Genomic DNA, 13300 nt, shown 5'->3' with positions numbered 1-13300 from the left:
CGGCTTCGGTCGCCCGGCTTTCGCGGGCGGGACCCGACTCAGCCTTGGTCACGGCTCAGTTGCCGTGTCAGCGCGCCGTCAGAATCACCTCAGTGCGGCGTCCGACGGCTCTCCTATCGTGAGCGGTGTTCCGTGGGACACATTTCGGGGTCGCCGTCCCACCTGTTCCTCCCGTCCCGGGACTTTCCTCGAAAGCGGCCTCTCGTAAAGGGCGAATTTCAATTCCGTACATCCCGTGATCGATTCCTTCTCACCACGAGTGGACAAGGACCGAAATGCCGACCGACATCGAACAGATTTGGGCGGTCACGGCTCGCCAGGGGGAACTGCGGGCCATCGACTCCGCGCTGACGGACCACGGCGGAATCCTGCTCACCGGCACCACCGGTGTGGGCAAGACACGCCTGCTCGCCGCCTCCCTGCAACGTGCCGCGGCCGAGGGCCGCACCGTCGTGGCGGTCGGCGGGGCGGGCGGTCCCGAGACCGGCTGCGCGGAGAACTTCTGCTCGCTCGCCGAGTGTCTGGACCGGCTGGAGTCCGTACGCCGGCACAGCGATCCGGCGCGGCGCACCGTCGTCGGGTTCGACGACGCCCACCTCGTGGACGAGCCGGCCGCCCACCGGCTGTACCGGCTGACCGCGTCCGGGCGGGTGGCGGTCGCCGCCACCGCCCGCCGCGACGCCGCGCTGCCCGCCGGGGTGGACAAGCTCTGGGTGGAGCGCCTCGTGGAACGCCTGGAGGTACTGCCGTTCGCCCAGGACGTGGTCAGTTCGATCCTGCGCAGCCGGGTCGGCGGGCCCGTGGACTCACCCACCCTGGAACGGCTGTGGGCCACCACCCGGGGCAACGCCCTGATCCTGCACGAACTCGTCGAGTACGCGCTGGCGGACGGCTCGCTGCGCCGCGTCGACGGACGCTGGCACTGGGACGGTCTCCCGGCGCGGCCGCCCGAGCGGCTGGCCGACATCGTCTGCCTCCGGCTGCGCGACCTGACGCCCGGGGAGCAGGAACTGGTGAACGTGCTGGCCGTGGTCGGGCAGGTGGAGTACGGGCTCGCCGAACGCCTCGGACTGGCCCGAGCGGCGGAGACGCTCGACGAACGCGGGCTCGTGCAGATCGAGTACAGCGGGCGCCGGGTCGGCATCCGGCTGACCGAACCGCTCACCGGGGCGGTCGTCGCGGACCGGATGTCCGGGCTGACCGCCCAGCGGCTGCGGCTGCAGCTCGCCGACGCCATCGAGGCGACGGGGGCGCGGCGGGAGGACGACGTCGTCCGCATGGCCACTCTGCGGATGGCGGCCGGCCGCGTCCCGGAACCGTCGGTACTCCTCGCGGCAGCCCGCACCGCCGCCCACCGCCGCGACTTCCCCCTCGCGGAACGCCTGTGCCGCGCGGTACTGGGCGACGGCCCCGCGCCCGCGTCGGAGACGCCCGGCGCCTCCCACGCCCTCCCGCCGGCTTCCTCCGCCCCCGCGACAGCGTTGTCGACGGGCGCCGACGTCGCGGGCTCCGGGACGGTCCTCGGCGAGAGGACGCACGAGCCCCCGGCCGACGGTGGTGCTCCCGGTACGGGCGCCGGTGACGGGGCCTCACGCCGGATGCCGTCCGGTGGCCGGTCGGCCGGGGTCTCCCCGCCGGTCGCCGGTGACGCCACGCGCGGGCCGGCCGGGAGCGGTCCGGTGCCGGCCGGTGGCCCGTCGGTGGTCGGTGGTGCTGTCGGGCCGGGGGCCGGTGGCGACGCTCCGGCGGTCGTGCCGGCCGGTGGACGGCCGGTCGCGGGCGGGCCCGTGGGCGGTCCTTCCGGGGAGGGCGGACCGTGCCCGATTCACGGGGCGGACGCGCCCGCCGCGGGCGTGAACACCGCCGATGCCGCCCGTGCCGCGCTCCTGCTGGGGCGGGCGCTGGCCGGGCAGGGGCGGCACCGGGAGGCCGAGGAGGTCTTCGCGGGGGCTCATGCCGGGCGGACGGAGGACGTCACACGCGCGGTGCCGCGCGACGAGCTGATCACCGCCGTACGCGACCGGGCCGACAACGCCGCCTGGGGACTGGGCCGCGGTACCGACGCCGCCGCCGTCGTGGACGCCCTGCCCGACGGGCTCGGCGACCAGGGCACGGGCGTACGCCACGGCTTCCACGCCGTCCTGGCGCTGCTCGCCGACCGCCCGGAGGACGCCGTGCGCACCGGCCGCGCCCTCCTGCCGGGGGAGCCGCCCGACTCCGCCGTGGTGCAGCACCTGCTGCCGCCCACCGCCTTCGCGCTGAGCGAGCTCGGCCGGCCTGCCGAGGCGCTGGCCCTGATCGACCGTCACGCGCACGACCTGGCCGGCTGGCACGACGACGCCCGCCTGCGCTGCCTGGTCGTGACCGCGCGCTGCGCCTTCGCCCAGGGCGACCTCGGCCGGGTCGTGGAAGCCCTCGAGGAGACCGGCCGCTTCGCCACCCGCGGCGACGACCTGCGCCAGCTCCAGCTGGCCCTGCTCCGCTCCCGTCTGCTGCGGCTGCTCGGCAGGCCCGCCGAGGCGGTCACCCTGCTGCGCGGCGCCAGCGCCCTGCGCGTACGCCGCGACTGGCTCGGTACCCCCTCCTGGACCCTGGCGCAGCTCGCCGGGGCGCTCGCCGAGGCGGGCAGGCCCACCGAGGCGTTGCAGACACTGGTCGAGGCCCAGGCCGCCCGGCGGGACGCCCCCGCCTACCCGCTCGCCGACGACGCCCTGCTCCTGGAGCACGCCCTGGTGCTCGCCCACACCGGCGACCGGTCCGGCGCGGCCTGCCGGGCCCTGGAGGTCGTCCAGCGGGCCGCCGCCCGCCCGGCGACCGCGCTGACGGCACTGCACCTGGCCGTGCGGGTCGCCGACGCGCCCCGCGCCGCCGTCCGTGCGGCCACCCTGGCCGCGGGCGCGAGCTCGGAACTGATGCGGCTCCAGGCCGACCACGTCGCCGCGCTGACCCGCGCGGACGGCGAGGCCCTCGAGGACGTCTCGTCCCGCTTCCGCACCATGGGCGCGGTCGCCCCGGCGGCCGAGGCGGCGGCACAGGCCGCGGAGGTGTACCGCAAGGACGGCCGGCGCCGGGCGAGCCGGCTGGCCCGTGCCGCGAGCGCCCGGCTCCTCGCGGAGTCGGGTTGCGCGCTGGTCCCGTGGGCGGCCCCCCGGGAGCACCGGCAGCCGGACCGCACCGCCCCCCTGACCAGCCGCGAACGCGAGGTCGCCGCCCTCGCCGCCGGCGGCCTGTCCAACCGGGACATCGCCGAGCGCCTGGTCGTCTCGGTCCGCACGGTCGAGAACCACCTGTACCGGGTGTACGAGAAACTCGGCATCACCGCCCGCTCCGACCTGGGCGGCGCGCTCCAGGGCCCGGCCCGCGACGCACTGGGCCGGGCCGCGTGAGGGGTTCGTCCGACCGGGACGTCGCCGGATGAGTGGTCCAGTACCGGGATCACGGCCCGCTCCGCGTACTGCCGGGCCCGGCCCGACGCACTGCGGCCGGGCCGCGTGAGGGGCCGGGATCGCCCGCCGGGGGGTGCGCCGCGTGTCCGGCGGTTTCCGCGCGTGCGGTCAGGGGCTGCCAGGAGCCGGCGTCACGGCCCCGCCCCGGACGGGCCGGCGTACCGCGGGGCCCGGCCCGTGACGCACCGGGCCGGGCCCCGCGGGCAGGGCGTCGCCGCCCTGCCCGTCAGCCGGCCGCCACCAGGGACGGGGTGCGCAGCCCCGCGATCAGCCGGCCCAGTTCGAGGGTCTGGGTGCGGTTCAGACGGGGGTCGCAGGCCGACTCGTAGCGGGAGCCGAGGTCGGCCGGGCGCACGCCCGCGCTCCACACCGCGCCCGAGCCGCCGCCCAGGCACTCCGTCACCTCCGCGCCGGTCATCTCCAGATGGACACCGCCCGGATGCGTACCGAGCGAGCGGTGCACCTCGAAGAAGCCGGCGATCTCCTCGTACACGTCGTCGAAGTACCGCGTCTTGCGGCCGTTCACGCGCACGGTGTTGCCGTGCATCGGGTCGCACACCCAGACGACCGGCACACCCGCGCCGGCGACCGCGCCGACCAGCTCCGGCAGCACCCGCCGCACCGCGCCCGCGCCGGTGCGCACGATGAACGTCAGCCGGCCGGGCACCGCGCCGGGGTTGAGCAGCCGGGCGAGCCGCAGCAGGTCGTCCGGGCGGGCGCCGGGGCCGATCTTCACGGCGACGGGGTTGGCGATCCGGGACAGGAACGCGATGTGCGCCCCGTCGGGCTCCCGGGTGCGCTCGCCCGCCCACAGCAGGTGCCCGGAGCCCGCGTACGCGCGCCGCGTGCGGGAGTCCTCCCGGGCCAGCGGGAGTTCGTAGTCCATCAGCAGCGCCTCGTGGGACACGAACACGTCCCGCGCGGCCGGCCCCGGCACCGGACGGTCGGCGATCAGCCGCAGCGTGGTGGCGGCGGCCTCGTACGCGCGCAGCATGCGCCGGGGGTCGGGGGTGCGGTCCTGCTCCGTGAAGGCCACGCCGTTGACCGCGTCACCGCGATACGCCGGCAGGGTGAGCCCGCGTACCGTCTCCAGCGGGCTGGAGCGCGGCTTGGCGTACTGCCCGGCGAGACGGCCGACCGTCACCACCGGCAGGCCGAAGGACCGCTCCAGGGTGCCGGCCAGCCGGGACAGCGTCTCCACGGTGCCGTGCACGGCCGCCGGTGTGGCCCGCTCGATCATCTCGGCGCAGTCGCCGCCCTGGAGCAGGAAGGCACGCCCCCGCGCGACCTCGCCGAGCAGCGCGGCCAGCCGGTCGCTGTCGTCCGGGCGTACGAGCGGGGGCAGACCGGCCAGCCGCTCCCGGACGCGGGTCACCTCGCCGGGGTCGGGCCACTGCGGTTGCTGACCGGCCGCGCGTGCGGCGGCCGGTGGCACGGGGGACTGCGGTACGGACATCACGCCGGGACTCCCTGGTCGGGCGAGGGACGGACGGGGGCGAGCAGGCCGGTGAGCAGATCACCCAGGACACGGTCACCGTTCCTGGTCATCACCGACGCCGGATGGAACTGCACGGAACAGAACCCGGGACCGCGCAGCGCGTGCACCTCACCGGTCGGCACGTCCCGCGCGATACGGACCGTGCCGGGACGCACCGGGGCGCTGGGGATCTCGTCGGCGCCGGTGACCGCGGTGAACGAGTTGTAGAAATAGACCAGTTCACGCGCGCCGAAGAGGTCGACGGCACGCTGCACACCCTGGTTGGGCACCGGGCGGCGCACCAGGTCCAGGCCGAGCGTCCGGCTCAGCACCTGATGGCCGAGGCAGACGGAGAGGAACGGCGTGTCCTGCTCGAGGAGTTGACCGGTGACCTCGTACAGGATGTCGATCTTCGCGTGCTCGCGGTCGCGGGGGTCACCGGGCCCCGGCCCCACGACGACGAGGTCCGGCCCCTGCAGCGCGTAGTCCTCGTCGTACCGCCGTACCCGCACGTCGCAGCCCAGGGAGCGCAGCAGGGTGGCGCCCATGGCGGTGAAGTGGTCCTCGGCGTCGATGATCAGGACATCGAGCCCCTCCAGCGCCGGCCACCGGCTGGCGCGCGCTCCCGGATCGGTCAGCCAGAACGGCGCCAGCGGCTCGTTGCGCCGCACCAGCGCCTCCCGCACGGGCGGGAGCTGGGCCAGCCGGCGGTCCGCGGCGGCGGGCGGGGCGGTGTCCTCGTCGGCCGTGCCGGCGACGGCCGCCAGCAGCCCCGCCGCCTTGGCGCGGGTCTCGGCGGCCTCGGCCATCGGGTCGGAGTCGCGCACCAGCGTCGCGCCCACCCCCAGCCGCAGCGCACCCGCCCGGTCGATGTCCATGGTGCGGATCAGGATCGCCGAGTCCATGACCCGCTCGCCCGCGCTGCGGCCCACCAGGGCGGCCACGCCCGAGTAGTAGCCGCGTCCGCCGGGCTCGAACCGGGCGATCACCGAACAGGCGCTCTCCAGCGGACTCCCGGTCACGGTCGGCGCCAACAGCGTACGGCGCAGGATCTCGCGCGGATCGAGGCCCGTACGGCCCTCGATGAAGTACTCGGTGTGCGCGATGTGCGGCATCATGCGCAGCCGCGGACCGAGTACCCGGCCGCCGTCCGCGCAGACCGCGCTCATCATCTTCAGCTCCTCGTCGACGACCATGAAGAGCTCGTTGGTCTCCTTGTCGTCGGCGAGGAACTCCAGCAGCCCCTCCGCCTCCGGCCCCTCCTCGGGGTAGCGGTAGGTGCCGCTGATCGGGTTCATCACGGCCCGCCCGGAGTCCAGGGACACATGCCGCTCCGGGCTCGCGCCGACCAGCGTGCGGTCGCCGAGGTGGACCAGGAACGTCCAGTGCTGTCCGGACGTACGGCGCAGCAGCCGCCCGTAGTAGGCCAGCGCGGCCGGCACCGACCAGCCCGCGAGCCGGGCCGAATAGTCGCGGCGCAGTACGAAGTTGGCGCCCGCCCCGGTGGCGATCTCCTCGTCCAGGACCCGGCGCACCGTCTCGGCGTACCGGCGGTCGTCCAGCGCGAAACCGCCGTCCTCGAGGCGCAGCGGATGGTCGGCGGACCGGGGGAGCGCGGCGAGCACCTCGGTCAGCACCACCGACTCCTGCTCGGCGATCCGCAGTCCGGCCAGCGGCGTACCGTCGTCGACGTGGTCGAAGCCCCGCTCGCCGATCTGCCGGTGCGGGACCAGGGCGAGCAGCTCGAACCCGTCGCCGCCGGACTCCTCCAGCGGGAGACCGGCCAGCGTCTCGTACGAGTCGACGGGCCCCGCCAGGACGTCGATCCGGTCCGCCGCCCCCGACTCGGGGCGGTGCAGCAGGGCGAACGGGCCGTCGTACGAGCCGTCCGCGATCCGGCGCAGCAGGGAGGACCCCGCGCCCGCGCTCACGACCGTGCCCCCGCCGGCTCGGCGTCCGCCACCCGGCTCCCGTCCAGCGCGGCCACCAGGCCGCCGGTCGGCAGCACCATCGCGCACCGCGCCGCCATGTAGGACAGCGCCAGCCGGTGGTGGCCCCGGGAGAAGTCCGCGGTGGCGTCGCCCGCGACGAAGGTCTGGACGCCGTGCGCGAACCCGTCGGAGGCGGTCAGCAGCACGCCCACGTGGGCGTAGATCCCGCACAGCACCATCTGGTCGCGGCCCGAGGCGCGCAGCAGCCGCAGCAGCTCCCCGCCGTGGTAGGCGCTGGCCCGCCATTTGGTGAGCACGGTGTCGCCCTCGTCGGGCACCAACTCGTCGACGACCGCCCGGTCCTCGGGGTCCGTACTCATGCCGGGGCCCCAGAAGTCGGCGAGCAGCCCGCGCTCGTCGGGGCTCATGCCGCCCGGCTGGGCGGTGTAGAGGACCGGGACACCCGCGTGGACGGCGGCCTCACGCAACGCGACGGTGTGCCGGACGAGTTCGGTGCGCGGCGACCGGAACGCGGGCAGCTTCTCCACGAAGAAGCGCTGCATGTCGTGGATCAGCAGCACGGCCCGGTCCGGGTCCAGGACCCACCCGGCGGTGTTCCGCGGCAACTCGGCGGCGGTGGGCATGGCATGGGGGACGATCTCGGGAACGGCAGCCTGCGTCATGGTGTGCCCTTCTGGGTCTTCGAGCGTCTGGGAGCCGGGCCGCGGCCGCCGGCGGCACCGGCGGACGCGGCCCGGACCACGGCGGACGGCTCACACGCCGAGCGTGGCGCCGCCGTCGACCGTGAGGTCCTGCAGAGTGATGTGGCCGGCCCGCTCGGAGAGCAGGAACAGCACCGCCTGGGCCACGTCGTGCGGGCGGGCCAGCCGCCCCGTGGGGATGCCGACGCGGTACGCCTCCGGGGCGCCCTCGATCGACGGGCGGCCCGCGTCCTCGCCCTCCCACAGGGAGGTCAGCATCGGTGTGTCGGTGGAGCCGGGCGCGACCACGTTGCAGCGGACACCGGTGCCGGCGAGCTCCAGCCCGAGGCACTTGGTGAACGCCTGCGCCGCCGCCTTGGACGCCGCGTAGGCGGCCATCCCGGTACGGGCGGTACGGGCGGCGTTGGAGGTGACGGTGACGATCGCCCCGAAGCCGCGCGGCGCCATCCGGGCGGCCACGGCACGGCTCATCAGATAGACGCCGGTGGCGTTCACCGCCAGGGTGTCGTCCCAGTCCCGCTCGCTCAGTCCGGCCACCGGACCGGGGCGCAGGATGCCGGCCGCGTTGACGAGGTGGGTGATGGGCCCGAGGCCCTCCTCCACCCGTTCCACCGCCGCGGCCACCTCGCCGCCGTCCGACACGTCCGCCGGCACGGCCAGCAGCCGCGGTTCGGCGGCGTCCGGATCGGCCGCGGCCTCCTTGCGCAGCCGCTCGGCGAGCTCCTCGAGCGCCGCCCCGTCCCGGTCGACCAGGGCGACGGCCGCCCGGTGCCGCACGAGCTGGGCGACGATCTCCGCGCCGATGCCGCCGGCGGCGCCGGTCACCACGGCGACCCGGCCGTCCAGGCCCAGTCCGTCCTGGTCCGCCGCGTGCGTGAGTACGGTCATCGGGCCACCCCCGTACCGGGGCCGCGCCGCGTGGTGCGGGCGAACACCTCGTCGATCTTCTCCCCGGGCACCTTCAGGCAGCGCTCCGAGTAGGAGCGCAGCGCCGCCTCGTAGTCGGTTAGCAGCCGCTCCTCGTCGAAGCCGGTGGCCCGGCCCGACTCCACCAGCACCCGGCCGCCGACGACGACCGTGTCGACGTCGCCGGAGCCGCCCACCGCGAGGAACGCCTCCAGCGGGCGGGGCGTGTGCACGTACCGCCAGTCCTCCAGCGGCACCATCACCAGGTCCGCCTGCTTGCCGGGGGCGAGACTGCCGATCTCCTCCTCCCAGCGCAGTCCGCGCGCGGCGATGCGGGTGGCCATGGCGAGGGCGTCGGTGGGCCGTACCAGCGTCGGATCGGCGTACATCTCGTTGTGGGTCTGCCAGGCGGCCCGCATCTGCTCGGGCATTCCGGGGAAGACCAGCGGCTGCCCGTCGGTGGACAGTGACACGTCGAGGCCCTCGCGGCGCAGCTCCGGGATCAGCCGGGTCTCCGTCATCGCGGACTCGCCGGCCGGCCCGTACTTGGCGGGGGAGTGGCTCAGATGCACCCCCGCCTCCAGCAGCATCCGCCGTTCCTCGTCGTCGGCGAACCCGGTGTGGATGGACATCAGCCGCTCGTCCAGCAGGCCGAGCGCGGCGAACCGGCGCACCGGCGTGGCACCGAAGTACGTCCGCACGAACTCGCCCTCGTGGCGCTGGGCGCCGATGTGCGAGGCGAACCCGGTGTCGTGGCCCCGCACGATCTCGGCCAGCCCGCGCCCGAGTTCGTCGGTCATGTTGGTGCCGTAGACGGCGGTGGGCCGGGCCCGCAGCAGTCCCGTCCCGTCGGCCGCGCACGTCTTGACCAGCGCCTCGATCTCCGCCAGTACGGCGTCCGTGTCACGGCTGCGGACGAACGCGCTCTCCCCGGGCCGGCACACGGCGTCCGTGGCCCAGGTGCTCACCGAACAGCGCATGCCCAGCCATACGGCGGCGGCCGCCAGCGCCTCGGGACGGTTGACCGAGCCGACGTCGCCGAGGGTGGTGACACCCGCCCGCAGCTGCGTCCACATCGAGTAGCGGGCGATGGCCTCGCCCTCGTCGGGGGTGAGCCCGGCGATAAGGTCGTGGAAGGAGTCGAAGACGGCGGAGATACGGTGCATGTCGCCACCGTTGCCGAGGAACCCGGCCTGGTCGCCACGGTCGTCGGCGGGCCGCATGGCCCCGTTGAACGGCAGCCGGGTGGAGAACAGTTCGTGCCAGTGCGCGTTGACGAAGCCGGGCAGCACCAGCATCCTGCGGGCGTCCACGGTGCGCAGCGCGGCCTGCTGCTCCGGCGGCAGCGCGGCGACGGCGGCGTCCACCTCGGCCACCGTACCGACGGCGGCGATCCGGCCGTCGACGGCCAGCAGCGACCCCTCGGTCAGCACCCGCTCGCTGTCGTCGGCCGTGCACAGATGGGCGCCGCGCACCAGCAGCGGCTCGGGCGCGTTCACGCGGCACCTCCGGTCGTCTCGGACCGCGCCCTGGCCTCGGCGAGGGAGCGGCTGAAGCCGGCCACGGTCGGGTCGGCGAGCAGGGAGTCGAAGTCGACGGGGAAGCCGCCGCGCCGCCAGCGGCTGCTCAGCCGCATGACTTCGAGCGAACCGAGCCCCAGCAGGATCAGGTTGGCGTCGTCCGGGATCTCCCCCGGCGCGGTACCGAGGAGCTTCGCGACGGCGTCACGCACCTGGGTGCGCAGCTCCTGGTCCCCGGTCGATGTACTGGTGTCCATGGGCGGTACGGGCCTTCCTTCGGTCGTGGGATGACAGGGCGCGGCGGCGGTGCTCAGCCCGTACGCTCGCGGGAGGGCACGAACGCCCCCGCCTCGGCCGGGGTCTCGCCGCGCAGCAGCGCCGCCAGCGCCTTCTTGTCCGTCTTGCCGAGACCGGTCAGGGGCAGTTCCTCGAGGTACACGAGCCGGTCGGGCAGCTTGTACTCGGCGAGCCCGCGCGCGTGCATGGCCCGCTTCAGATCCGGCAGCAGCATCTCCTCGGCGCCCTCGGCCCGGACCACGCAGGCACAGGTCCGCTCGCCGAGGAAGTCGTCGGGCACCGGGACGACGGCCGCGCGGGCCACCCCGTCCAGTGCCTGGAGGTGCTCCTCGACCTCGGCCGCGGACACCTTGTCGCCGCCGCGGATGATGACGTCCTTGATCCGGCCCTCGATGACGAGGTTGCCGTCCTCGGTCAGCCTGGCCAGGTCGCCGCTGCGGTAGAAGCCGTCCTCGGTGAAGGCGCGGGCGTTGTGCTCGGGCGCGCGGTAGTAGCCCTGGAGGGTGTACGGGCCGCGGGCGAGGAGTTCGCCGATGCCGCCGGCCGGCAGCTCCTTGCCGTCCTCGTCCACGATGCGGATCTCGTCCGCGGCCGAGATGGGCCGCCCCTGGGTGGCGAGCACCGTCTCCGCCGGGTCGTCGTCCCGGGTGAAGGTGCACAGCCCCTCCGCCATCCCGAAGACCTGCTGGAGACGGCAGTCGAACGTGGGCTGGATCTGCTCGGCGATGTTGCGGTGCAGCTTGGCGCTGCCGATCTGTACCGTGCGCAGGCTCGACAGGTCGTCGGTGAGCCATTCGGCGCCCTCGAGCCACAGCTGGACGACGCTGGGCACCACGGAGGTGACGGTGACCCGTTCGGCCGCGATGAGCGGGAAGCAGGTCTCCGGCGTCGGGTCCTCGGCGAACACCACCGTGCCGCCGGCCCGCAGCGTGCCCACGACCCCGGGGCAGCCCCAGGTGAAGTTGAACGCCACCGGCAGCGTGGCGAGATAGACGTCCCGCTCGGTCAGCGCGGTCGCCGAACCGGCGGCCCTCACCTGGTAGGTGTAGTCGTCGTGGGTGCGCGGGATCAGCTTGGGCAGCGCGGTGGTCCCGCCGGACAGCAGGAAGAACGCCACGTCCGACGGATCGAGCACCGGGAACGGGCCGGCCGCCTCCGGGTCGCCGTCCACCTCGGACAGCGGCACGACGGGATCGTCCGCCGTACCGGACGGGTCGTCCCCGCACACGAACAGATGCCGCAGCGTGGGCACCTCACCCCGGATACGACGGGCGAGAGCGGCGTGGTCGAAGCCCCGCAGCAGCCCCGGATGCACATAGCCGACGGCCCCGGACAGCTCGCACAGATGGCGGATCTCGACATCCCGGTGCGCCGGCAGCGAGAAGACGGGCCGGGCGCCGACGGTGAACAGGGCGAAGCACACCCGGACGAAGTCCGGCGTGTTCGGCAGCTGGACCACGACCCGGTCGCCGTCGCCGATGCCCCGGTCCCGGAAGCCGGCGGCGAGCCGCCGCACCTCCCGCTCCAGCTCGGCGTAGCTGATCCGCCGTCCGGCGCCGACCAGGGCGGTCTTCGGGCCGTGGGTGCGCGCGGCGTCCGCGAGGAGCCGTACCAGGCTCTCGCCCCGCCAGTACCCCTCACGGCGGTAGCGCTCGGCCCGGTCGGCCGGCCAGGCGGTGCAGTGCTCCAGCATCACGCCTCCCCGCCCGACGTCACCGCACGCTGCTCGGCCGTCGGCTCCGCGGTGATCTCCAGTACGGCGCACCCGGCCTCCATGCCGGTGGCGGCGCCGATGAGCATCACGTGGTCACCGGGGCCGACCTCGCCGTCCAGCCACAGCCGTTCCAGGGCGATGACGAAGTCGCTGACCCCGGTGTGGCCGATCCGCCGGCAGATCTCCCAGGTGCCCTGCTCCAGGCTGACGCCGAGCGGCTCCAGGAACATGGTGAGCAGCGGGTCCTCGTTGAAGCCGACGTGGCAGAAGCGGCGGATGTCGGACAGCGCGACACCGGCCTCGGCGGCGGTGCGCTCGGCGATCGCCGCGACCTGGTCGCCGAAGTGCCCGATGGGCGGCTTCACCCCGGACGCCCACTGCTTGCGCCAGTACTGGACGCGGGAGTCGAAGTCCAGCGGGATGCCCGCGGTGACGCTCGGCGGCAGCAGGGCCTCGCCGCCCCGGTGCAGGGCCTCCATGCGCGGGTCCGACAGCGAGCCGACGGCGAGCACCTTGGCGAAGCCGGGCCGCCGCGACACCACGAGGGAGGAGCCGGCGTCCCCGAACAGGAACAGCTTGGAGGACGTCCACCGGTCGACCATCGGGGTGGAGAAGTTGTCCCCGGTGGTGAGCAGGACGCTGTCCGGGCCCGTGCCGCCGGTGTACCGGTCCAGGGACAGTCGGCAGGCGGCGGCCTCCAGGCCGGCCACCATGCCGAGGCAGCCCTGCCGGATCTCCATCGCCGGGATGTTCCGCTCGAGGGTGTTCAGCAGTACGTAGTGCGGGGCCGACCAGCCGTCGGGCCCCTGGTGGTAGGCGCTGCTGTGCAGCAGCGCGGCGAAGTCGTCGGGCTGCTGCCCGGATCGTGCCAGTGCCGTACGGGCGGCGCGGATCGCCATGTCCGGCGCCGGCACGGTGTCCTCGACGGCGACGGACTCGATGCCCGACGCCTCCCGGACTCCGGCGTCGAGACGGCCTTCCTTGACCGCCACGTCGGTCGGCACGAGCTCGGGAACGTAGCAGCCCACGCCCGCCAGATGAATGTCCTCGACCTTCACCCCGGCCCCTCTCCTCTTGGCTGTGTGCACACGGTGGATGCCGGTCAGCACAACATCCGGGCGAGGGGGCCCACCTGAGTAGCAGTCACTCAGCTTGACGCGCCGCCCGCCCCGGACAGCGCCCCTTCGGGTGTGCGACGCGACCGCGGGGGGATGAGTGGCGCGCACTCACGAGGACCGGCCTCCCGGCTGCTGTGCTGACCCGACAGGCGTGGGCGACGTCCCGAGG

9 protein-coding genes are annotated in these 13300 nt (G+C 74.7%); 1 reads left to right on the top strand and 8 read right to left on the bottom strand.

All coding sequences use genetic code 11. From position 1 onward, the window contains the following. Positions 1-275 precede the first annotated feature (275 nt). Positions 276-3386, top strand: a complete 3111-nt coding sequence (locus tag IF28_RS39665; protein ID WP_030213122.1) for a helix-turn-helix domain-containing protein — start codon at positions 276-278, stop codon at positions 3384-3386. 286 nt (positions 3387-3672) lie between these two features. On the opposite strand, the gene IF28_RS0102500 is transcribed toward IF28_RS39665, so the two are convergent. The 8 genes from IF28_RS0102500 to IF28_RS0102465 form a co-directional block, all read right to left on the bottom strand. Further along, a complete protein-coding gene (locus tag IF28_RS0102500) occupies positions 3673-4902 on the bottom strand; it encodes a 3-deoxy-7-phosphoheptulonate synthase (protein WP_030213120.1) in 1230 nt (409 codons plus the stop codon). After that, positions 4902-6854 carry an anthranilate synthase family protein gene (locus IF28_RS0102495; RefSeq protein ID WP_037892338.1) on the bottom strand — a complete coding sequence of 651 codons (1953 nt, stop codon included), beginning with the start codon at positions 6852-6854 and terminating at the stop codon, positions 4902-4904. The genes IF28_RS0102500 and IF28_RS0102495 overlap by 1 nt, the downstream gene beginning before the upstream one ends. Beyond that, the gene (locus IF28_RS0102490; protein WP_030213113.1) at positions 6851-7537 is read right to left on the bottom strand and encodes an isochorismatase family protein; all 687 of its coding nucleotides are present in this window, start codon (positions 7535-7537) and stop codon (positions 6851-6853) included. The genes IF28_RS0102495 and IF28_RS0102490 overlap by 4 nt, the downstream gene beginning before the upstream one ends. 90 nt (positions 7538-7627) lie before the next feature. Further along, positions 7628-8464 carry a 2,3-dihydro-2,3-dihydroxybenzoate dehydrogenase gene (locus tag IF28_RS0102485; RefSeq protein WP_051713580.1) on the bottom strand — a complete coding sequence of 279 codons (837 nt, stop codon included), beginning with the start codon at positions 8462-8464 and terminating at the stop codon, positions 7628-7630. Next, complete coding sequence (locus IF28_RS0102480) at positions 8461-9981, bottom strand: amidohydrolase family protein (protein WP_234324831.1); 1521 nt, start codon at positions 9979-9981, stop codon at positions 8461-8463. The genes IF28_RS0102485 and IF28_RS0102480 overlap by 4 nt, the downstream gene beginning before the upstream one ends. Continuing rightward, complete coding sequence (locus IF28_RS0102475) at positions 9978-10259, bottom strand: phosphopantetheine-binding protein (RefSeq protein WP_030213108.1); 282 nt, start codon at positions 10257-10259, stop codon at positions 9978-9980. The genes IF28_RS0102480 and IF28_RS0102475 overlap by 4 nt, the downstream gene beginning before the upstream one ends. Positions 10260-10312: 53 nt before the next feature. Next, entirely contained in the window at positions 10313-11992 is a 1680-nt protein-coding gene (locus IF28_RS0102470; protein WP_051713579.1) for a (2,3-dihydroxybenzoyl)adenylate synthase, read from the bottom strand. Next, a complete protein-coding gene (locus IF28_RS0102465; RefSeq protein WP_030213102.1) occupies positions 11992-13071 on the bottom strand; it encodes a ketoacyl-ACP synthase III family protein in 1080 nt (359 codons plus the stop codon). The genes IF28_RS0102470 and IF28_RS0102465 overlap by 1 nt, the downstream gene beginning before the upstream one ends. Positions 13072-13300 lie beyond the last annotated feature (229 nt).

This window comes from Streptomyces sp. NRRL WC-3626 (assembly GCF_000718785.1).
In the GTDB taxonomy this organism is placed as follows: Bacteria; Actinomycetota; Actinomycetes; order Streptomycetales; family Streptomycetaceae; genus Streptomyces; species Streptomyces edwardsiae.
This window is presented reverse-complemented; position numbering and strand designations above follow the sequence as displayed.